Source organism: Tenacibaculum profundi (assembly GCF_052050075.1).
Taxonomy (GTDB): domain Bacteria; phylum Bacteroidota; class Bacteroidia; order Flavobacteriales; family Flavobacteriaceae; genus Polaribacter.
Map to the genome: position 1 here is coordinate 1,465,381 of NZ_CP197225.1, position 21,144 is coordinate 1,486,524.

Consider the following 21,144-nt stretch of genomic DNA (forward strand, 5'->3'; position numbering starts at 1 on the left):
ATAATTAAAATCTAAAGTGTGAAAATGCTTTATTTGCTTCAGCCATCTTGTGAGTATCCACTCTTTTCTTAACTGCTGCACCTTCTTCTTTAGCGGCCGCTAAAATCTCTGATGCTAATCTTTGCGCCATGGTTTTTTCATTACGCTTTCTTGCGTAAGATATCATCCATTTTATCGCCATAGACACTTTACGATCTGGACGAATTTGCATTGGAATCTGAAATGTAGCCCCTCCTACACGACGAGAACGAACCTCTACGTGTGGCATGACATTTGACAAACCATCTTTCCATATTTCTAAAGCCGACTTTTCCTCGTCAGTTTTCTTTTCGTTTACGATATCAATGGCATCGTAAAAAACTTTGAATGCTACAGATTTTTTACCGTCCCACATTAAGTTATTCACAAAACGTGTTACTAACTGATCATTAAATCTTGGATCCGGTAACAAAACTCTTTTTTTAGCTCTTCTTTTCCTCATGTCTTTACATTAAAAAAGTTACTAATTATATTTTACTTTTTGTCTTTTGGGCGTTTTGCACCATACTTAGACCTACGCTGAGTTCTTCCATCAACTCCTGCAGTATCTAATGCTCCACGTACAATATGATATTTTACACCTGGTAAATCTTTTACCCTTCCACCTCTAACTAATACTATCGAGTGCTCTTGAAGATTATGTCCTTCACCTGGGATATACGCGTTGATTTCATTACCATTAGTTAATCTAACACGCGCTACTTTACGCATCGCTGAGTTAGGTTTTTTTGGTGTGGTAGTGTAAACACGCGTACAAACTCCACGTCTCTGAGGACATGACATCAAGGCAGCCGATTTACTCTTCTTAGTTATTTTGGCTCTTCCTTTACGAACTAATTGTTGAATAGTTGGCATACTAATTAATTACTATTTTTCGTTTGTACTTAATAATTCTCTTTTCTTAAAGAGTCCGCAAATGTACAATAATTTTCTTATTATTCAAATGCGAATAAGTTATTTTTGATCAAGCTATTAATTCATTAAATTAATTGTATTTTAACTTCTAATTCTAATACAAAAAACAATTAAACAAATAACCATTCTTTTCCTTTCGATGCATTGTATTTTGTTTTCTCAAAAATTCACTTTACAAGTTACGAGCAATATTCAACCAGACTTAAATATCATTAATACTTATAGTTACAAAAAAAGACATTCAACGAAAGAAAATGTGTTTTCTGAAGTAAAAAAAATAAAAAAAAGCTTAAATAAGAAAGGTTACTTGAAGGTTACATATAAATTAAGCAAGCAAGACTCTACCTTTACCTATTACTTCCAATTGGGAAAGAAGATAAATGTCGCAAAAATAAAAAGAGATAATGCGTATATACAAATAAAATTTTGTCAACTTAAAAAGTACCTTGAACACAAAAAAAAAGAATTAGATTCGAAAGGCGAATCTTTTACTGAAATTAAACTAACAGACATTAATATTACACAAGACACTTTAAATGCAACGTTAATAACGCATAGAAAAAACGTTCGGTCAATTAACAAAGTAGTTGTTAAAGGATACCAACAATTCCCTAAATCCTACTTCAAAAACTATCTTTTTCTTAAGAAAAAGAAGGTCGTCAATAAAAGGAAGCTAAATTTAATTTCTGAACAATTACAAACTTTAAATTTTGTAAGAGAAGTCAAAAAACCTGAATTTCTATTCAGCAACGATTCTACTTTTCTTTTTCTATACCTCAGTAAAAAAAAACAAAGTAGCTTTGATGGTTTTTTATCTGCTATCCCTTCAAAAAACAAATTGAAGGTCAGCGGTAACCTGATATTAAAATTATTAAATACAATGGACAAAGGGGAAGACTTCGTAATCAACTGGATATCCAATCAGAACAATACTTCTTTAAATATCAATCTTAATTATCCTTTTATGTTCAATACTCCCATAACACCCAAAATTAATTTTAACATTTTCAAGCAAGACTCAACTTTTATTACCTCGAAAGTCTATTCAGAACTTTCATATCAATCATCCTACAAATCCTCTTACTCCTTTTGTTATAGTTCAACAAAATCTTCCTATCTCCTAAATCAGAATTCCAAAAACATATCTTCTTTCTCAAGCCACTTTCTTGGTGTTTCTTTTGAAACCTTATTAAAACCTAAAAAATCCATTTTTACAAACAATTCCTATTTCAAAAGCTCTTTATTTTTTGGCTCAAGGAATTCTGCCAATCAGAAAGATTATCAAATGAAACTACTCTCTAAATTAAAATACACTCATGATTTTTCAAAAAAAAAGAGTGTATCTGTAGGACTTGAAGCTGGTTTCCTTATATCCGACTCCTACGTAGAAAACGAACTTTTTAGAATTGGAGGTTCTAATTCAATTCATGGATTTCTACTAAACAGTATTGAAGCATCTAAATACGGAATAGTAAATACACAGTACAATCACTTAATTAATAAAAATAAATTGCTTTACACCATTTTTGATACTGCTACATATAAGCATAACAGAAAAAACACAATTTTTTCTATGGGAATAGGCTATTCACAATTTTTGAATAATACATTAACAAGTATCGAATACGTATTAGGAAGTAATAAAAATCAAAAGTTTTTTAATGGAAACTCACTGCTATCAATAAGAACAACAATATACCTATAATCACAAAAAAACAACCTTAAAATAATAAAAAAAACAATAAAAATATCTTTTTTTTAAATTTTATCTTGTTTTTTTAGCGTTTATTTATGAATTTTAACCCTAACTAATTTAAATAATTTTATAGAATGAAAACAAAGTACAATCGATTTCTATTGCTACTCTTTGCATTAATCATGCAAATATCGTATGCACAAGAAAAAACAATTTCAGGTACAGTTTCAGACGATAGTGGCCCTCTTCCAGGGGTTACAGTTTTAAAAAAAGGAACAACACAAGGTACTGAAACTGATTTTGACGGAAACTATTCAATTGAAGCTAAAGCAGGTGATATTCTTGTTTTTAGTTTTGTAGGAATGAAAAGTACAGAGAAAGCTGTTGGAACATCAAGCACTATCAATGTAAGTATGAAAGGAGATAATATTCTTGATGAAGTAGTTGTTACAGCCTTTGGTATAAAGAAAGAAAAACGTTCTGTAGGATACGCAACGCAAGAAGTTAAGGCTGAAACTATTACTAGATCAGGAGCTTCAAACGTTTTAGATGCTTTATCTGGTAAATCATCTGGTGTACAAATTACTAGAGCTTCTGGCTCTGCAGGAGGTGGATCAAGAATTGTAATAAGAGGTGCAACCTCAATGGTTGGTAACAACCAAGCACTCATCGTTATTGATGGAGTAAGGGTAAACAACGAAACTTTGAACGCCCAAGCGAACACGGCTGGTACAGCTACTTCGAACAGACTTATGGATTTAAATTCAGAAGATATTGAAAATATTAGTGTATTAAAAGGAGCTGCAGCAACAGCCGTTTATGGAACTGCTGGTTCTGCAGGTGTTGTTCTTATTACTACTAAAAAGGGTACTAAAGGTCAAAGCTTTAAGTTAAATGTAAGTACACAAATAGCTTTCGATAGAGTGTCTAGATTAACAAAATTACAAGATACCTACGCTCAAGGAGGGGTTCTGAACGGAAATCCAATTTATATAGGTCCCGAAACTGGACAATCTGGTTCTTGGGGACCAAAACTTTCTGAATTGGAATACTCTAACGACATCAATTACTATAATGCTGTTGTAAACCCTCAATACAATCAATTTTACGATAATACTCGAAATTATGCCCTATCGGCTTTTGATTCAAATGGCGTATACAAGTGGGATAGAAATGGTTTTTTAGTACCTAAGGGATCAGGAAATGGAATACCAGCCAATAACTACAATAAACTCAATAGTGAGGACTTTTTTACTACTGGTGTTTCTATTACAAACAATATAGGAATATCAGGCAGTAATCAAAACCTTACTTATAGATTCTCTGCTTCTGACTTAGAACAAAAAGGAATTGTTCCGAATGAGATGTACAAAAGGCAAACATTTAGTCTTGGTGGTACTTTGAAAGCTAATGATAAATTATCTTTTGAATCTGCCATGAACTTTACTAGATCAAACTTCAACAGAATACAACAAGGCTCAAATGTTTCAGGTTTATTATTGGGCCTTTATAGAACTCCTGCTTCTTTTGACAACACAAATGGTTTAGGAACTACCGATGCTGTAAATAACACTGCTGCTTATGAATTTGCAGACAGATCTCAAAGAAGCTACCGTGGTGGAGGTGGTTATGATAATCCTTACTGGATTGCTAATAATATTCCTGGCACCGAAGGTGTAAGTAGGTTTTTCGGTAATTTCAAAACAACTTACAATTATAGTCAATGGTTAAATTTTGGATTTAATGCTGGTATTGATGTTACAAGCGATAAAAGAAAGCAATCATTTGAAATTGGTTCCAACGCAAATAGAAACGGTAGAATACTATTAGATGATTATTTCACCAGACAATTTGATGTGAATGCTTTTATTACTGGTGACATTGATTTTTCTAGTGATTTCTCATTCAACTATATGCTAGGGACTAACTTCTTTAGCTATACTAGAGAAACTAACAGTATTGATGGAAACAACTTGGCTTTTCCAGGATTCTTAGATATTAGCAATGCGTCAACTATTTTAGCATCTGAAGATTTGGTAAAATATAAAACAACTGGTATTTTTATAAATTCCCAAATTGGATGGAAAAAAATGGCTTATCTTAACTTTTCAGCAAGACAAGATTATGATTCTAGATTACGTGTACCTGTGAAAGATTATAATCCTTCTGACATTAGCTTCTTCTATCCTTCTGTATCGGGTTCTTTTATCTTCACAGAAGTATTACCTAAAAACGATGTTTTATCGTTTGGTAAAGTAAGAGCTTCTTGGGCACAGGTTGGATCACCACCTCCTTTCGAATATTTAACTTCTACTACAAATACACAAAATGGCGGAGGTGATGGAGATAATATTAATGGTGGTTGGGGTAATGGACTAAATTTCCCTATTAACGGACTTACTTCATTCGAACAAAATAATATTCTTGGTAATGGTAACTTAAAATCAGAATTAACAACTACGAAAGAGTATGGAGTTGATTTGAGGTTCTTTGGAAATAAACTAACCCTGGACGTTGCTTATTTTCAGAATAAAACAGAGGATGCCATCTTAAACGCATCACTTGCCCCTTCATCAGGATTTACAAATATTTGGGTTAATGCTGGTACAATGACAGGTGATGGATGGGAAGTTACATTAGGCGCAAAACCTATTTCTACAGAAAATTTCAGTTGGGATACAACGATTAACTGGAGTAAAAACGAAACTATTGTAGAAACACTTGCCCCTGGAATAGAAAGATTATTCTTAGCTGGTTTTGGTACTGCTGGTAGTTATTTAGTTGAAGGTTTACCTTATGGAGCCATTGTTGGAGGAGCCTACCTAAGAGAAGAAGCTGGTACAGCTTCAGACACAAGCTTGTCTATTCCAGGTGGAGCTGTTATGATAGACCCAAATACAGGTTATCAACGTATAGATAATAAGCAACGTGTTATAGGTAATCCTACCCCAGATTTTATAATGGGTTGGAATAACACATTTAGCTACAAAAACTTTTCCCTTAGCTTCTTATTAGACTGGAAAGAGGGGGGAGATGTTTGGAATGGTACGGCATGGGCATTATCTTTCTTCGGAAGGTCTCAATTAACGGCTGATACCAGGGAAGAAACTCCAATAGTTTTAGATGGACTATTACCTGATGGTTCACCAAACAATATAGCCATTGTAAGAGATCGCAACTATTGGACTTCTAATGTTGGAGGCTTTGGATCAGTAGGAGAACAATTTGTAGATGATGGCGGTTGGATTAGATTAAGAGAACTTTCTTTTTCTTACAGATTACCAAAGAAATTATTTGAAAATATATTAATCGAAAGTGCATACTTTACTTTTACAGGAAGAAATCTATGGATCGATACTGATTACAATGGTGTTGATCCTGAGACTAGTTTAACTGGTAATGGTAATGGACAGGGATTTGACTACTTCAACAACCCTGGAACTAGATCATATATGTTTAAAATGGGTTTAACCTTTTAAAAAACTGAGAAAATGAAACTTAAAGATATTAACTTAAAAAATATATTCATTCTTTTTGTATCTACTTTTATTATAACTTCTTGTGAAAGTTATTTTGAAGATACAGACAATTCAGATCCTAATGCACCTCTAAGCATTCCTATTAATGTTGCCTTACCGTCAATTGAATTAGCTCTTATTGACTCTAAAGGTGGATTATTTTCAAACTTTAATACAATGTTTATTCAGCATGTAGAAGGTGTTGAAAGACAATGGGAATCTTTTAACAAATATGATATTCAACCTGTAAGATTCAATCAACCTTGGACACAACTTTATGAAAAAGTTTTTATCGAACTAAAAGCTGTAAAAAACGAAGCATCAACTAATGGGCTAAATCACTATTTGGGAATATCAAAAACCCTCGAAGCCTATACCTTAATGATGGTTACTGATGTTTTTGGAGATATTCCATACACTGAAGCTGGTCTAGGACAGGAGAATTCTAGCCCTATTTACGATAGCCAAAGTAGTGTCGTATACCCTGCTATCAAAACATTATTGACAGACGCTTTTACACTTTTTGATAGTCCAGCGGGAACTATAGCTCCTGGAAATGATGATGTAATCTACGGTGGAAATATTACTAAATGGAAATTAGCTGCTCATAGTATCTTAGCAAGATATTACTTGCATTTAGGTGATAATGCCAATGCTCTTTCAGAAGCAAAAATGGGTTTTACTAGCAGAAGCGATAATATGGGGTTCACTTATCCTGGTAGTGGCAATGATGCTCCTTGGTATGGATTTAATACTGAAAGAGAAGGAGATATTGAGTTCCACCCTACATTAAGAAGTATTATGCAAGGTCTAAATGACACCGATAGATTAGGAGTTTTAGGTGTTACTTTCAATGCTAGTCATCCATATTTCACCAATAATCAGAGAGAAGATTTGATTTCATATAGAGAAATACAATTTATAATTGCAGAAACCTCGACTAATCCAGCTGAACAACATACAGCTTACCTAAATGGAATTAGAGCCTCGTTTGAAGAGATAGGTTTATCTACTACAGAATATGATGCTTATGTAGCTCAAACTTCCGTTAATCCAGGTATCGGAAGCCTTACCATGAACCATATAATGACTCAAAAATATATAGGAATGTTTGTTCAACCAGAAGCCTTCAGCGATTGGAGAAGGACTGGTATTCCCTCTTTAACACCTGTAACAGGTACTTCTATACCAAGAAGATGGTATTATCCAGAAAATGAATATTTATTCAACAATAATGCTCCCGGCAGAGATGACGACTTGTTATTTAAAAGAGTTGGATGGGATAACTAAATATTTAATCAACTAATTTTATTTAAATAACGTTATTGTTATAAATAAAAATATAGAGATCGTCTAAAAGATAATTTTAGACGATTTTCTTTTTTTAATATATTTTATATCGCTTTTGAAGTCGTTTTATTGAGTAATAATTATAAAATCGGATAATTAAATTTAAGAGTTAAACTGAAATTTTTAAGATTATAAACCATTGCAACAAGTCTAATTTATCTAAATTTATTTTTTTATGGTATGAGTACCTAAACAATTAGAAATAACTATTTTTTGCCTAGTAAAGCATAATATTTAACTTTTTTCAAAGCAATCAGCATTGCTGTTTCCTGTCTAATAAATTGGTAAAAAGTATCTGACTCCTCATTCTTAATTTAGACCAAAAAGACCGTATTTTTTTTATTTTGGTTTTTATAGAAGTAATTATGCTTCAAAAAGTACCAATGTATATAATTTTTAAATCGAGATAATTTTCATTACCATAATAAACTGCACCTAGGGTAATACTTTACAACCTTTCAGAATAGTCTTTTTGTATAACTGTTTATACAAGATTTTAAACATGTAGCTTCTATTATGATTTTTAAAAATATTTAATTTATTAGTTATTAGCTATTTTAGAAGATTTAAATAATAGTACGATTAAGTTATCCATTCTAAATATAGTCATCTTACGAAAGTATCTAGATAACAAATAAATAAGCTTACCATAGCTACTTCTTCTTATTATTTGTAGTTGGTCACCATATTTTTTAAGTAACTGACATTTTTTTTAATACACTTCCGCTTATCTTTTTTTCAACAACCCCTTTTTAAAACTTTATTAGCTTGATTAATAACAACATTTATTTACCCAACTCCTTCCACCTCAATATCTGACATTTTTAGAATATGTTGTTTAATTTTATAGAACTTCACTAAAAAAGATCGAAAAGATATTTTACTTATTTTTATATCCCTATTTTGCCATTAACTAGCTGTATAACCAACATAGCCTGCCAAAAATAAAAACACAACACAAAATATTGATTATAAAATAAGTAATTCAATAAAACCTATTCTCTCCTCTTTTTTGGAAAAAACAGCTATAATTATGACAACTGTGTTTAAAGAAAATAATTAACTCTTACGTTAAACACGAAACTTACTCACACCATATAAACAATTAAATATCAATTAATAATAATTAACAAAAAGCTTTTATTTAAAAAAATAAATTCTTTCTGGTACAACAGTTGAATGCTAATTAAATAATTGATAAAGAAATATTCCACATACTAAACAACAATTTATCTAACAAAAAGTAAAAAAAAAACAACATTCAAATAAAACACTCAATTACAACAAACTAGCATTTTACATAAATAATTGGAGCGTTAAAATTCTCAATTCTCAACTTATTTCTTTGCTTATTAAAGTTTAATTTAAGAATTTTGAAAGAATTAATTCAATCAATTACGCAATGAAAACAAAGTTTATTGGAACACTAATACTGCTCCTAGTATTAGGTGTGCAAGTAATTTTTGCACAAGAAAAAACGATTTCAGGAACTGTATCAGATGATTCAGGACCACTTCCCGGGGTTTCTATATTGAAAAAAGGATCTACTCAAGGAACAGAAACTGATTTTGATGGTAATTATACCATAAAAGCAAATTCAGGAGATATTTTAGTATTCAGTTTCATTGGAATGAAAACTATTGAAAAAACTGTTGGAAACTCCAATAAAATGAATGTAATAATGGCCAATGACAATGTATTAGATGAAGTTGTTGTTACAGCCTTTGGTCAAAACAGACAAGAAAGATCTTTAGCCTACTCGGCGCCTAAGGTAAAATCTTCTGACTTAACAGCTGCGCAAAACGATAATGCTATCAGCGCCCTTTCTGGAAAAGTAGCTGGTTTAAAAATTAATTCTCCATCAGGAAATCTAGGTGGCTCGCAACGCATCCTTATCCGAGGAACTAATTCTGTCACAGGTGAAAATCAACCACTTTTTATTATTGATGGAATTCCTATGGATAATTCAAATTTTAATACGAATGATACGCAAAGAGGTTCAGGAGGTGTTGATTTTGGTAGTACCATAAATGACATAGACCCAAGTAACATTGAGTCTTTAACAGTTTTAAAAGGTCCGGCTGCTGCACTTTATGGATCAAGAGCATCAAACGGTGTTATTTTAATAACTACCAAAAAGGGAAAGAACTCTAAAAAACTGGGGATCAACATAAATTCTACAATTACTTTATCCGATGTAGCCATCTTACCTAAACTTCAAAGAGAATATGGTGGTGGTGGTATAGTATCAACGTCTAATGGAGGTAAAAATGGTTTTGCTACAGAAACTATAAATGGTACGGAATACATGCTCGTGGACTATGCTACAGATGAAAGTTGGGGACCTAAGTATGATCCTAACTTAAATGTTTTACATTGGGATGCATTTGATCAAAAAAGTTTTCCTAATGACTATTTAAAAACTAGACCATGGGTAGCTCCTGAAAACGATGTCGATAGCTTTTTTCAAACGGGTATTGCTACCAATAATGTGATAAGCTTAACTACCGCTACTGACAAAGGAAACTTTTTATTCTCTTTAGGGCATCAAAAACAAACTGGTATTATACCTAATACAAAAATTAGCAAACATTTTGCCAAATTAAGCTTAACGCAAAGACTTGCTAGTAATTTAACAGCTACTTCTTCCTTAAATTATGTTGAAACGAAAGGACAACGTCCTGTTATAGGCTACACTGACAATAGCGTTACTCAAAAACTATTTCAATGGGGACACAGACAGTTAGACTATGAGAGACTCAAAAATTACAAAAATCTAGATGGTACTCAAAGAACTTGGAATAGGAAAGCTTGGAACGAAGCCGAACCTAATTACTCGGACAACCTATACTGGACAATTTACGAGAATACACCTGAAGACAAAAGAACTCGTATATATGGAGCTGGAAGTTTAGCTTATAGTGTTACGGACAATTTAACTTTAAAAGGTAGTATTTATGCTGACACCTATAATTTTAGAAATTCAGAAAGAACAGCTATTGGTTCTCAATCACAGTCTTCTTATTTAGAAAGAACCTATGACTTTAAAGAATACAATTATGAATTTACAGCCGCATACAACAAAGAACTATCTGACAAATTTAAGTTTTCTACTTTACTTGGAGGTAATATAAGAGACAACCGTTTAAGTTCTAGAGCAATTTCTACAACAGGAGGTTTAGGCATACCAAATATTTACAATATCAATAATGGAAGAGGCCCGCTTGCCAGAACTTCTAACGAAAGTGTTAAAAAAGTAAACAGTATTTTTGGAAGTTTAAATTTATCTTTTGACAACCAGCTATTTATAGATTTAACTGCGAGAAACGATTGGTCATCAACGCTTCCTGAAGATAATAATTCGTACTTCTACCCTTCTGCTTCTCTTGCATGGGTATTTAACAATCTTTTATTCGAAGATTCCTCTTGGTTTAATTATGGTAAATTGAGAGCTGGTTGGGCACAAGTGGGTAACGATACTGCTCCTTACAGAGTTATTAATACTTTTTTAATACGAGATCCTTTTAATTCAGTAGGTAGGGTTTCTGCGGCTAATAGATTGTTAAATCCTAATCTTAAAAATGAAACTACCACTACATGGGAAGTAGGTACTGAATTAAGTTTTTGGAATAGACGTTTAAATATAGATTTCACGTATTACAACAATGAAACTACTGATCAAATTATACCACTTGACCTTTCTTATTCCACTGGTTATGGTTCTCAGCTAATCAATGCTGGTAAAATGACGAATAAAGGTATAGAGGTACAATTAGGTATTAAACCTGTAACCAATAATAACTTTACGTGGGACGTCGATCTGAATTTTGCAAAAAATGAAAATGAATTAGTAGAACTTAAAGAAGGTTTAAATTCTATTTTACTATCAAGTGCTCCCTTTAGAACTCAAATCACAGCTGTAGTTGGCGAGCAGTATGGTACAATAATGGGTACTAATTTTATCTACGATAATAACGGTAATAAGGTAATCAATGATTCAGGAAAATATGCAGCTACAAGAGATTTAGTTCCTTTAGGATCTGTTAACCCAGATTTTACAGCAGGACTAAAAAACACGTTTAAATACAAAAATTTTGATTTGGGTATCTTGCTTGAAACTAGTCAAGGGGGTAAATACTTTTCTACAACTCATCAATGGGGAATGTTTTCAGGAATGTTATATGAAACTGCTGCGAATAATATTCGTGAAACAGGCGTAACCTTACCTGGCGTAACTGGTACCGTTACATTTGATAATAATGGTAAATATACAGTTACCAATACAGCGCCTAACACAAAAACCATAGGAGCGCAAGCCTGGGCGACAAATCATTATGGCGGCCCAGATGCTCAAAATGTTTTCGATGCCAGTTTCTATAAGCTAAGAGAAGTTTCTTTAGGATATACTTTCAAAGGCGATTTCTTAAAAATTTTCGAAAAAGCAAGAATTAGCTTCTTCGGTAGAAATTTATATACATGGGGACTTGATTATGATGGTATTGATCCTGAAACTGTATCAACTGGTTCAGGCAACATTCAAGGTCTAGAAGGAGGATTACAACCTTCTGTTAGATCATACGGAATGAACTTAAACTTATCTTTCTAAAAATTAAAATGATGAAAAAAATAAAATATACTCTGTTAGGTTTTGCTTTTATGACTTTGTTTCATGCTTGTGACACCGATTATATAGACAATCCTGATCAACCTGTTGTTGCAACTTCTAACTCATTACTAACCAACGCTCAATTTGACTTAGCTTATGAATTGAATGACCAATGGACTGGAGGAAGAGGTTTTTTAGGTTTCTCTCAATATTGGGCACAAACATTCTATACCGATGAAAATAGATATGCACTAAGAACAAGTCAAATAGAATCCTTTTGGGAGTGGCCATATAGAATATTAACTGATTTGAAAGAAATCATTAATTTAAATAGTAATCCAGAAACTGCTCCAAACATGGCTATTCTTGGAAATAATAACAATCAGATACAGGTTGCAAGAATTATGATGGCTTTTACCTTTACCAAACTAGTCGATACGTTTGGAGATGTTCCATATTGGAGTTTTGGGCAAAAAGACAACCCTTCTTTTCAAGCTTTAAGACTAAAAGAAGGTATAACAAGCCCTGTTTATACAGATGCTAAAATTATATACCAAGATATACTAGCAGAACTACTTGATGCCGCTAATAAGATGGATTTAAGTAAAAGAGTCTTTTTTGAAGACTACGAAAAAAGTGATAATATTTATAAGGGAGATCCTACTCTTTGGTCAAAATTTGCACACTCTTTAAGACTTCGACTAGCATCACATATAATTAAATCTGATCAAGCTTTAGCTAACTCCGTGTTTAACGAATCTGATAACAAAGCATTTACCAGTAATATGGATAATGCTACTTTTAAATTTGGTGGGAACGACTTAACAGGAGGGCCATGGCATGTTGCTTTTAATGTTAATAAAAGAGAAGATTTTGCACCTGCTTTACCTTTTACTGAATTATTATACAATAATGTTGGACCTTTTGCTACACTAACAGATAAAGATCCTAGAGTTGATCATTATTTTGATAAAGCAAAAGAAACCACAGAAGTTATAGGTGTGCCTTATGGATTTGGTAATAGCGCAGCACGCGCGGTTAAAAATGAAGGAAGACCTCATGAGCAAATAATAAAAGCTGATTATAATCAACCACTTCTTACCTATTCTGAAATTGAATTTATCAGGTCAGAATTTAAGTCATGGGATCAAAATCACTATGTGAATGGTATAAAAGCTTCTATGGAATTTTGGGGAATCGCTTCATCGGATGCAACTACATATATCAGTTCACTACCTTCTTCATCTGAAGAAAATGTGCTAACACAAAAGTATATTGCACTTTACATGGACGGTTTAGAAGCTTGGACAGAATACAGAAAATCAGCATTCCCTAAGACTTTAGTCGTTCCAGGAGATACCTTTAATGGTGATACTTTTGAACCTATTGTTCCAGGATTAAATAAAATTCCTAGTAGGATAACATATCCTCAAAAAGAACAATTAATAAATAGAACTAACTGGGATGAAGCAAGAAAAAAGCTTTCGGACGGAGATACGATGAACTCAAATATATTTTGGGACATTAATTAATTTATATCTAATTTTAGTAAATAAAAAAACCGTCTAAAATAGACGGTTTTTTTATTTACTAAAATTTAAAACAAGATTCTGAAAAATAATTTCAGTAATTTTACTGACTAGATTAAATTTACTTCTAATAAAAATGAATTTAAGAGATAACACAAATAAAAAAACCATGAAATACTATAGTAATACATCTCAATTTATATTACTTTATTTTAAAAGTATTTTACTAACAATAGTTACGTTTGGTTTATATTATCCTTGGGCAAAAGTAGCGTTATTAAAATTCCATTGTCGTTCAACGATCCTCCAAGAAAATAGCTTTAATTTTGTTGGAACGGCTAAGGATGTTTTCAAAAGTTACTTGATATTACTCGTTATAATAGCTATTACTTTTCTCTTTTTGTTCACTTCTTTTATTGCCCCCAATAATAGGTTATATCCTTTTCTTTTTGCTATCTCTTATTTTATTTTTATTTCAATAATTCCTATGGTAATTCATGGAACATTAAAGTACAGAGCAAAAAATACACTTTGGAAAGGAATACAATTTCATTATTTAGGATCAAAATCTGAGCTTTATTGGAAATTTCTTTCAGGTCTTTTAACTACCTTCTTAACTCTGGGAATATACACTCCTTGGTTTTTTACTGAATTAAGAAAATATATTATCAGTCATTTAAGATTTGGCAATCTTTCGTTTGAATTCAAAGGTGAAGGAGCTCAATTATTCTGGATACAAATTAAGTTTATTTTCTTATTCCCTTCAACATTTGGCATTTACAGTTTTTGGTTTATCAAGGAGTTATTACAGTTTTATATAAACAATATTGAAGTAAACCAAAATGAAATAAAAACTAGGTTCCAACTTGATGTTCGGACAGGAGATATTTTTAGGTTAACCATTATTAATTTTGCTTTGATCATTTTTTCTTTTGGTTTAGCCATGCCTTTTGTTATTCTAAGAACCTACAAGGCGTTAGCTTCATTTATACAAATAGAAGATTCAATTCAAATTAATAAAATTCAGCAAGCAAATTATAAAACAACGTCTAAAGACGATTTTCTTGATCTTAAACTTGTTTAATCAAATAATTTTTTTGTTCTAAACATAGAAGGATCCTACAAAGGGGTCTTAAAAATTAAAACTTAACAGATGAAAAAAAATATCGTTGTCACTGGCACGAGTAGAGGCGTCGGATTTGAACTGGTAAAAAAACTTGCTAAGCAAGGTCACAAAGTTCTGGCACTCTCAAGAAATATAGAACCTACAGAAACACTTAACTTCAAAAACATAACCTCTATTTCAACAGATTTATCTGATTTAAAAAGTATCCATAAGGCTGTAGACTACATTAGTTCCAATTTGAAAATGGTTGATATTTTGATTAATAATGCTGGTAAATTAATCAATAAACCTTTTTCTGAACTTTCTTCAGATGATTTTCTAGGTGTCTACAAAATAAATGTTTTTGCAGTTGCTGAATTAACTAAAAATATTCTTCCTTTTATGCCCGATAAAAGTCACGTTGTAACAATTAGTAGTATGGGAGGAGTACAAGGTAGCGTCAAATTCCCTGGTTTAGCTGCTTACAGCTCCGCAAAAGGAGCGGTAATCACACTTTCAGAGCTACTTGCTGAAGAATATAAAGAACAACAAATTGCTTTTAATGTACTTGCTTTAGGAGCTGTACAAACTGAAATGTTAGAAGAAGCTTTTCCTGGATATAAAGCCCCAATGTCTGCAGAAGAAATGGCTGACTACATAATGGAATTCTCTATCAATGGGAATAGATACTATAACGGCAAAGTCCTACAAGTATCAAATTCAACCCCTTAAATAAAAATCTTTTGTCTATAGAAAAATATATACCAAAAAAGGCTTTACCACTCGTACAATTTCTTATTGAAGAGCATAAAGTTACTCTTAAAATTGTGAATCAGCGCCAAACAAAACATGGTGACTTCAGAGCTCTTGGTAATGGAAAAATGCAAATTACAGTAAACAATAACTTAAATCCTCATCAGTTTTTACTAACACTTATTCATGAAATTGCACATCATGTAACGCATGTCAAATTTGGAAAAGTTCAAGCTCATGGAAAAGAATGGAAAATTATATTTCAGCATTTAATGCTTCCTTTTCTACGACCTGACATTTATCCTTTATCTATACTACCACATCTTGCTAAATATTTAAAAAATCCTAAAGCAAGTACGGACACAGATGTAAATTTATCATTAGCTTTGCGCTATGGTATTGCTGGTAAAGGCAAAACTTTTGTTTTTAGACTTTCAGAAGGTAGTCTGTTTAACTTTAAAGATGTTACATATCAAAAGGGCTCAAAAAGGAGAACTCGTTATGAGTGTATTAACCTTAACAACAATAAAGTATATCTTTTCAATCAAAATACCGAAGTAATACCAAAAAAGATTAAATCAATTTAAATTATCTTATGGAAAGTAATTGTTATGCAGTTATTATGGCAGGTGGGATTGGCTCAAGATTTTGGCCAGTAAGTACAAAAAAATACCCCAAACAATTTCATGATATGTTAGGTACTGGAGAGTCTCTAATTCAAAATACTTTCGACAGAATTAATAAATTAATTCCCTCTCAAAATATTTTAGTGGCTACTAATACAAATTACGAAAGTTTAGTACTAGAACATTTACCTAAAATAAAAAAAGATCAAGTTCTTTTAGAACCTGTTATGAGGAATACTGCTCCATGCATTTTATATGCAGCCCTTAAAATATATAATGAAAATCCAGATGCCTTAATGCTTGTTGCTCCTTCCGATCACTGGATTGAAAATGAGGCTGATTTTTTAGATAATATCCAAATGTCTTTTGATGAATGTACAGAAAAAGATATTTTAATGACACTCGGTATTCAACCTGAATCTCCAAATACAGGCTATGGATATATTCAATTCGAAAATGATACTTTAACCGTTAAGAAAGTTAAAAACTTTACGGAGAAGCCAGATATAAAAAAGGCGAGACAATTTTTAAAAAGTGGAGATTTTCTATGGAATGCAGGAATATTTGTCTGGTCTGTAAAAAGTATTATTAAAGCATTTAATGAACACCTCCCTGAAATAGTCAAAGTTCTTGATGTTCCCAACATTTACAATACTGAATTAGAAAAAACTTTCATAAAGGATAATTACGAAAAATGTCAAAATATATCAATAGACTTTGGTGTAATGGAACACGCTCAGAATGTGTTTGTTCTTCCTGCTAATTTTGGTTGGAATGATATTGGTACTTGGGGATCTCTTTATCATAAACTTGACAAAGATGACAACAATAATGCTGTAGTTGGCGCAAAAACAATATTAAACAGTTCTCATGGCAATATGATTAGAACAGAGAACAATAAGAAAGTAATTATTAAAGGACTAGACAATTTTATAATTATCGAAAAAGATGATATTCTTTTAATTTGCCCGAGAGAAAATGAACAAGAAATTAAAGAAATAGCGGCAAACTCAATTAAAGAGTTTAAAAGCTAATGTAAAACTGATTCAAAAAATGAATAATACGAACTTGACAAATAGCTTCCTTTTCTTTCACCTAGCACCTTTCCTTTCCTATTAATTATTACGACCGATGGAAAAGAGTTTTTATACTTTCTAGCTAGTTTTGCATTTATTTTTCTAGTTTCTTCTGAAACTAAATCTTTATTTCTCGGAAAATCAGCCAAATACAAAATAAATTTGTTTTTCGAAAAATCGACAAACTCTTTGGTGTGAAATAATTCTTTATCTAACTTAATACAAGGTCCGCACCAATCGGAGCCAGAAAAATAGATGAGTATTGGTTTATTTTCTTTTTTAGCTTTGTTTTTAGCAATTTGAAATGTCTGTTCCCATTTTGGCAGTTCATGAAGTTTCATGACTACATCTTCATTTTGTGAAAAAAGTGTTAATGAAACAGAAGCAAAGAAAACAAATAAAACGGATTTCATAATCTTAAAATTAAAAAGAGTTAGCACAAAAACGATACCAAATTAATTGATTTTATTTTTAATGTGATTTATGATAGAATCATTAAACTGCTTTTCCTTCTCTAAAAAAACTGTTTGAATTGGCAAGTAGAAGAGATTGTTTAACGAGGCTCCAAATCTAACAAAATCCTTCTCAGTTGTCAATACAATTTTTGTTTCTGTGTTTAAACTACTTTGCATTTTTTTTATTTTGTTAAAATCTTGTTCCGAAAAATTATGATGATCTGGAAATTTTATATGATTATATTTTATATTATTCTGACTTAAATAATCCAGTAGTGGCAATGGATTAGCTATGCCTGTTACAACTATAATCTCTGTATTTTTAAGATTACTTAAACACAATTTATTATTATTTGAATAAATGAATTTATCATATTTAATACTTGAAAAATAGATCTGTTGTTTATCTAGTAATTTAAGCCTATTAACTATGGAAGATCGTTTTTCCTTTGTCATATTTTGAGGGCATTTGGTAATAATAATAATATCTGCTCTCTTAGCACCTCTCTTACTTTCTCTTAAATTACCTGTCGGTAAAACAAAATCATCGGAATACAAATCATTATATTTTGTTAATAGAATATAAAGACTCCCCTTCACTTTTCTATGCTGAAATGCATCATCTAGTAGAATAAGCTGTGGTTTAACTTTTTTTATAAGTTGGTTGATGCCATTGACTCTATTAAAATCAACAGCTACATCAACTTCTTCAAATTTTTTATAAAATTGCAAAGGTTCATCTCCAACATCTTCAGAAGAATGATTGATGTCTATTATTTGAAAATCTTTTGTTTTTCTTTTATAGCCCCTACTTAAAATTGCAATCTTATACTCATCTTTTAAAAGACGAATTAAATACTCTACTTGCGGAGATTTCCCTGTTCCCCCAACATTTAAATTTCCCACAACTATTACTGGTAATTTAAATCTATGCTGCTTAAAAAACTCCCAATCAAAAAATAAGTTCCTGATTGATGTAATTAAATCAAATAAGACGGCTATCGGAAAAAGTAAAAATCGAATTAATTTCATTTCAACGAAAATAATTAAAAATCTTAACTTTGGTGATCTATAAATCATTAAAACCATTATGAAAATAAAGGATATCACTGACCATATAGAGAAACTTGCTCCTCTATCCTATGCAGAAGATTTTGATAATGTTGGACTACTTGTTGGGAACTCTAATACAATAGTCACAGGTATATTAATTACCCTTGATACTTTAGAAAAAACAGTAAATGAAGCAATTGAAAAAAAATGCAACTTAATTATTAGCTTTCATCCTATCATTTTCTCTGGATTAAAACGATTAAATGGAAATAATTATGTAGAAAAAGTTGTACTGAGTGCAGTTAAAAACGATATAGCTATTTATGCTATCCATACCGCATTAGATAATGTAAAATATGGAGTTTCTGGGAAAATGTGTGAAATGCTTGGATTAAAAAATCTAAAAACATTAATTCCCAAAAAGGGATTAATTAAAAAGCTTACAACGTACGTACCTAGAGAAAATGCAGCTGCTTTACGGAGTAAATTATTTAAAGCCGGGGCTGGAAATATTGGAAACTATGATCATTGTTCATTCAATATTGAAGGTACTGGCAGTTTCAAAGGAGGAAATCTTTCAAACCCTGTAGTTGGTAAAAAAGGTGAACTAACTTTTAGTCCAGAAACATGTATTTCGGTTACATACAACGACTATCAAGAGAATACTATTTTAGAATCTTTATTCAGACATCACCCTTATGAGGAAGTTGCCTACGAATTAGTTACCCTTGACAATAAAAATCAAAATATAGGAATGGGCATGTCAGGTGAGCTTCAAAATGCACTAGATGAAGGTAGTTTTCTTAATTTTGTAAAGAAAACTTTTAAGTCTAAGTGTGTAAGGCATACAAAACCACTTGGGAAGTCTATTAAAAACATTGCAGTACTTGGTGGATCAGGTAGTTTTGCCATCAACAATGCTATAAAAGCAAAAGCAGACGCTTATATTAGTGCTGACTTCAAATACCATGATTTTTTTAAATCAGAAGAAAAAATTTTGCTAATTGATGTTGGTCATTACGAAAGTGAACGTTTTACAAAAAATTTATTGGTTGATTATCTTAGCAAAAAATTTAGTACTTTTGCGATTATTTTAAGTGAAGAAAGTACAAATCCAATATACTATTTATAAAAGATGGCAAAAAAAGACATAACGGTAGAAGAAAAATTAAGAGCGTTATATGATTTACAGCTAATTGACTCAAGAATTGATGAAATTAGAAACGTTCGAGGTGAATTACCTTTAGAAGTTGAAGATTTAGAAGATGAAGTTGCCGGATTAAACACAAGACTTTCTAATCTTGCCAATGATGTAACGAGTTTAGAAAGTGATATTTCTGCAAAAAAACAAGCAATTACTGAAGCAAAAGCATTGATTTCTAAATACGAAGAACAGCAAAAAAATGTAAGAAACAACCGTGAATTTGACTCTTTAACAAAGGAAGTCGAATATCAGGAACTTGAAATTCAATTATCTGAGAAACGCATCAAAGAATTTAAAGTTAAAATCACTCAAAAGAATGAGGTTATTAACAATACAAAGTCAAAGTTAACTCAGCAAGAAAACCATTTGTCTCATAAGAAAAATGAATTAGATGCTATTTTAAAAGAAACAGAAAAAGAAGAAGAATTATTAAAGCAAAAATCTGAGGAGTTTTCTGAGTCAATAGATGATCATTTATTAAAAGCATACTCAAGAATCCGAAAAAAAGTTAAAAATGGTTTAGCTGTAGTTTCTATAGAAAGAGGTGCTGCAGGCGGTTCATTTTTTACGATACCTCCTCAAGTTCAATTAGAAATTGCCAATCGAAAAAAAATAACAATAGATGAGCATAGTGGTAGAATACTGGTAGACGCAGCTCTTGCAGCTGAAGAGCGAGAAAAAATAGACAACTTATTTACCGCCTAATCTAAAAAGATTAATAAATAAAAAAAACTCAATCAAAATTTGATTGAGTTTTTTTTATTTATTAATCTTCTTTAAAAAGTTGTTCCTTATAGGCTGCCTTTTTAACCTCTGCTCTTCTCAAAACAGAAGGTTTAACATACTGCTTTCTTTCTCTTAATTGTTGCAGAACTTTTACATCTCTGAATTTTTTCTTGTAACGTTTTAAGGCTCTATCAATATTTTCACCTTCTTTTACTAATATTTTTAACATATGTCTATAATTTTATTATACAATAATTATTTATTTGAGTTCTAAAAACATTCAACAGTATAATAAATCATATAGCCAGAAAGTCCGTCTCTTTTGATTATCCTTAAATAGGTAAAATCAAAAGATTTTATTCTAAATAAAAAAGAAATTAAAATGTACTTCGAAAAATTTGTTTGTTCTCCAGAAGAATATATAACTCTAAAATATTTTTTAATTTGAGATAGAACACAAATAGTTTCGCAATTTATGAAATTTTATTGACAT

Annotated in this window: 16 protein-coding genes; 11 read left to right on the top strand and 5 right to left on the bottom strand. The window is 31.4% G+C overall.

Going from position 1 to position 21,144, the window contains the following annotated elements; translation table 11 throughout:
* Positions 1-4: 4 nt before the first annotated feature.
* Both rpsG and rpsL read right to left on the bottom strand, forming a co-directional pair.
* A complete protein-coding gene (rpsG, locus tag ACSIGE_RS05955; protein WP_348704348.1) occupies positions 5-481 on the bottom strand; it encodes a 30S ribosomal protein S7 in 477 nt (158 codons plus the stop codon).
* A 32-nt stretch (positions 482-513) separates the two neighbouring features.
* Positions 514-894 carry a 30S ribosomal protein S12 gene (gene rpsL / locus ACSIGE_RS05960; protein WP_408032894.1) on the bottom strand — a complete coding sequence of 127 codons (381 nt, stop codon included), beginning with the start codon at positions 892-894 and terminating at the stop codon, positions 514-516.
* 199 nt (positions 895-1,093) lie between these two features.
* Here rpsL and ACSIGE_RS05965 point away from each other — a divergent pair, with 199 nt between their 5' ends.
* From ACSIGE_RS05965 to ACSIGE_RS06005, 9 genes are all read left to right on the top strand, one after another.
* A complete protein-coding gene (locus ACSIGE_RS05965; RefSeq protein WP_440881857.1) occupies positions 1,094-2,659 on the top strand; it encodes a hypothetical protein in 1,566 nt (521 codons plus the stop codon).
* Positions 2,660-2,784: 125 nt separating this feature from the next.
* Positions 2,785-6,129: a SusC/RagA family TonB-linked outer membrane protein gene (locus tag ACSIGE_RS05970; protein WP_440881858.1), complete on the top strand. Its 3,345-nt coding sequence runs from the start codon at positions 2,785-2,787 to the stop codon at positions 6,127-6,129.
* 12 nt (positions 6,130-6,141) lie between these two features.
* Complete coding sequence (locus ACSIGE_RS05975; RefSeq protein WP_440881859.1) at positions 6,142-7,458, top strand: SusD/RagB family nutrient-binding outer membrane lipoprotein; 1,317 nt, start codon at positions 6,142-6,144, stop codon at positions 7,456-7,458.
* Between the two features lie 1,462 nt (positions 7,459-8,920).
* Positions 8,921-12,124 (top strand): SusC/RagA family TonB-linked outer membrane protein, encoded by a 3,204-nt coding sequence (locus ACSIGE_RS05980; protein WP_440881860.1) that lies wholly within the window; start codon positions 8,921-8,923, stop codon positions 12,122-12,124.
* 11 nt (positions 12,125-12,135) lie between these two features.
* Positions 12,136-13,656, top strand: coding sequence for a SusD/RagB family nutrient-binding outer membrane lipoprotein (locus ACSIGE_RS05985; RefSeq protein WP_440881861.1), 1,521 nt, complete (start codon positions 12,136-12,138; stop codon positions 13,654-13,656).
* A gap of 133 nt (positions 13,657-13,789) precedes the next feature.
* Complete coding sequence (locus ACSIGE_RS05990) at positions 13,790-14,737, top strand: DUF898 family protein (RefSeq protein ID WP_440881862.1); 948 nt, start codon at positions 13,790-13,792, stop codon at positions 14,735-14,737.
* Between the two features lie 69 nt (positions 14,738-14,806).
* Positions 14,807-15,490 carry an SDR family NAD(P)-dependent oxidoreductase gene (locus ACSIGE_RS05995; RefSeq protein ID WP_440881863.1) on the top strand — a complete coding sequence of 228 codons (684 nt, stop codon included), beginning with the start codon at positions 14,807-14,809 and terminating at the stop codon, positions 15,488-15,490.
* A gap of 11 nt (positions 15,491-15,501) precedes the next feature.
* Positions 15,502-16,098 (top strand): SprT-like domain-containing protein, encoded by a 597-nt coding sequence (locus tag ACSIGE_RS06000; RefSeq protein ID WP_440881864.1) that lies wholly within the window; start codon positions 15,502-15,504, stop codon positions 16,096-16,098.
* An 8-nt stretch (positions 16,099-16,106) separates the two neighbouring features.
* Positions 16,107-17,171 carry a mannose-1-phosphate guanylyltransferase gene (locus tag ACSIGE_RS06005; RefSeq protein WP_440881865.1) on the top strand — a complete coding sequence of 355 codons (1,065 nt, stop codon included), beginning with the start codon at positions 16,107-16,109 and terminating at the stop codon, positions 17,169-17,171.
* Here ACSIGE_RS06005 and ACSIGE_RS06010 read toward each other — a convergent pair.
* Both ACSIGE_RS06010 and lpxK read right to left on the bottom strand, forming a co-directional pair.
* Positions 17,168-17,626: a thioredoxin family protein gene (locus ACSIGE_RS06010; protein WP_440881866.1), complete on the bottom strand. Its 459-nt coding sequence runs from the start codon at positions 17,624-17,626 to the stop codon at positions 17,168-17,170. The two genes, ACSIGE_RS06005 and ACSIGE_RS06010, sit on opposite strands and share 4 nt — an antisense overlap.
* Before the next feature lie 42 nt (positions 17,627-17,668).
* A complete protein-coding gene (gene lpxK / locus ACSIGE_RS06015; RefSeq protein WP_440881867.1) occupies positions 17,669-18,700 on the bottom strand; it encodes a tetraacyldisaccharide 4'-kinase in 1,032 nt (343 codons plus the stop codon).
* A 58-nt stretch (positions 18,701-18,758) separates the two neighbouring features.
* On the opposite strand from lpxK, the gene ACSIGE_RS06020 reads away from it, so the two are divergent.
* Together ACSIGE_RS06020 and ACSIGE_RS06025 are read left to right on the top strand one after the other, a co-directional pair.
* Entirely contained in the window at positions 18,759-19,853 is a 1,095-nt protein-coding gene (locus ACSIGE_RS06020) for a Nif3-like dinuclear metal center hexameric protein (RefSeq protein WP_440881868.1), read from the top strand.
* A 3-nt stretch (positions 19,854-19,856) separates the two neighbouring features.
* A complete protein-coding gene (locus tag ACSIGE_RS06025; RefSeq protein WP_440881869.1) occupies positions 19,857-20,630 on the top strand; it encodes a zinc ribbon domain-containing protein in 774 nt (257 codons plus the stop codon).
* Between the two features lie 61 nt (positions 20,631-20,691).
* On the opposite strand, the gene rpsU is transcribed toward ACSIGE_RS06025, so the two are convergent.
* Positions 20,692-20,880 carry a 30S ribosomal protein S21 gene (rpsU, locus tag ACSIGE_RS06030; protein WP_440881870.1) on the bottom strand — a complete coding sequence of 63 codons (189 nt, stop codon included), beginning with the start codon at positions 20,878-20,880 and terminating at the stop codon, positions 20,692-20,694.
* Between the last annotated feature and the right edge of the window lie 264 nt (positions 20,881-21,144).

Coding starts and splice junctions, on each gene's coding strand:
- rpsU (WP_440881870.1), bottom strand. CDS start 20,880: ATGTTAAAAATATTAGTAAAAGAAGGTGAAAATATTGATAGAGCCTTA.
- ACSIGE_RS05980 (WP_440881860.1), top strand. CDS start 8,921: ATGAAAACAAAGTTTATTGGAACACTAATACTGCTCCTAGTATTAGGT.
- ACSIGE_RS05970 (WP_440881858.1), top strand. CDS start 2,785: ATGAAAACAAAGTACAATCGATTTCTATTGCTACTCTTTGCATTAATC.
- rpsL (WP_408032894.1), bottom strand. CDS start 894: ATGCCAACTATTCAACAATTAGTTCGTAAAGGAAGAGCCAAAATAACT.
- ACSIGE_RS06025 (WP_440881869.1), top strand. CDS start 19,857: ATGGCAAAAAAAGACATAACGGTAGAAGAAAAATTAAGAGCGTTATAT.
- ACSIGE_RS05975 (WP_440881859.1), top strand. CDS start 6,142: ATGAAACTTAAAGATATTAACTTAAAAAATATATTCATTCTTTTTGTA.
- ACSIGE_RS05990 (WP_440881862.1), top strand. CDS start 13,790: ATGAATTTAAGAGATAACACAAATAAAAAAACCATGAAATACTATAGT.
- lpxK (WP_440881867.1), bottom strand. CDS start 18,700: ATGAAATTAATTCGATTTTTACTTTTTCCGATAGCCGTCTTATTTGAT.
- ACSIGE_RS05985 (WP_440881861.1), top strand. CDS start 12,136: ATGAAAAAAATAAAATATACTCTGTTAGGTTTTGCTTTTATGACTTTG.
- rpsG (WP_348704348.1), bottom strand. CDS start 481: ATGAGGAAAAGAAGAGCTAAAAAAAGAGTTTTGTTACCGGATCCAAGA.
- ACSIGE_RS06020 (WP_440881868.1), top strand. CDS start 18,759: ATGAAAATAAAGGATATCACTGACCATATAGAGAAACTTGCTCCTCTA.
- ACSIGE_RS05995 (WP_440881863.1), top strand. CDS start 14,807: ATGAAAAAAAATATCGTTGTCACTGGCACGAGTAGAGGCGTCGGATTT.
- ACSIGE_RS06005 (WP_440881865.1), top strand. CDS start 16,107: ATGGAAAGTAATTGTTATGCAGTTATTATGGCAGGTGGGATTGGCTCA.
- ACSIGE_RS05965 (WP_440881857.1), top strand. CDS start 1,094: ATGCATTGTATTTTGTTTTCTCAAAAATTCACTTTACAAGTTACGAGC.
- ACSIGE_RS06010 (WP_440881866.1), bottom strand. CDS start 17,626: ATGAAATCCGTTTTATTTGTTTTCTTTGCTTCTGTTTCATTAACACTT.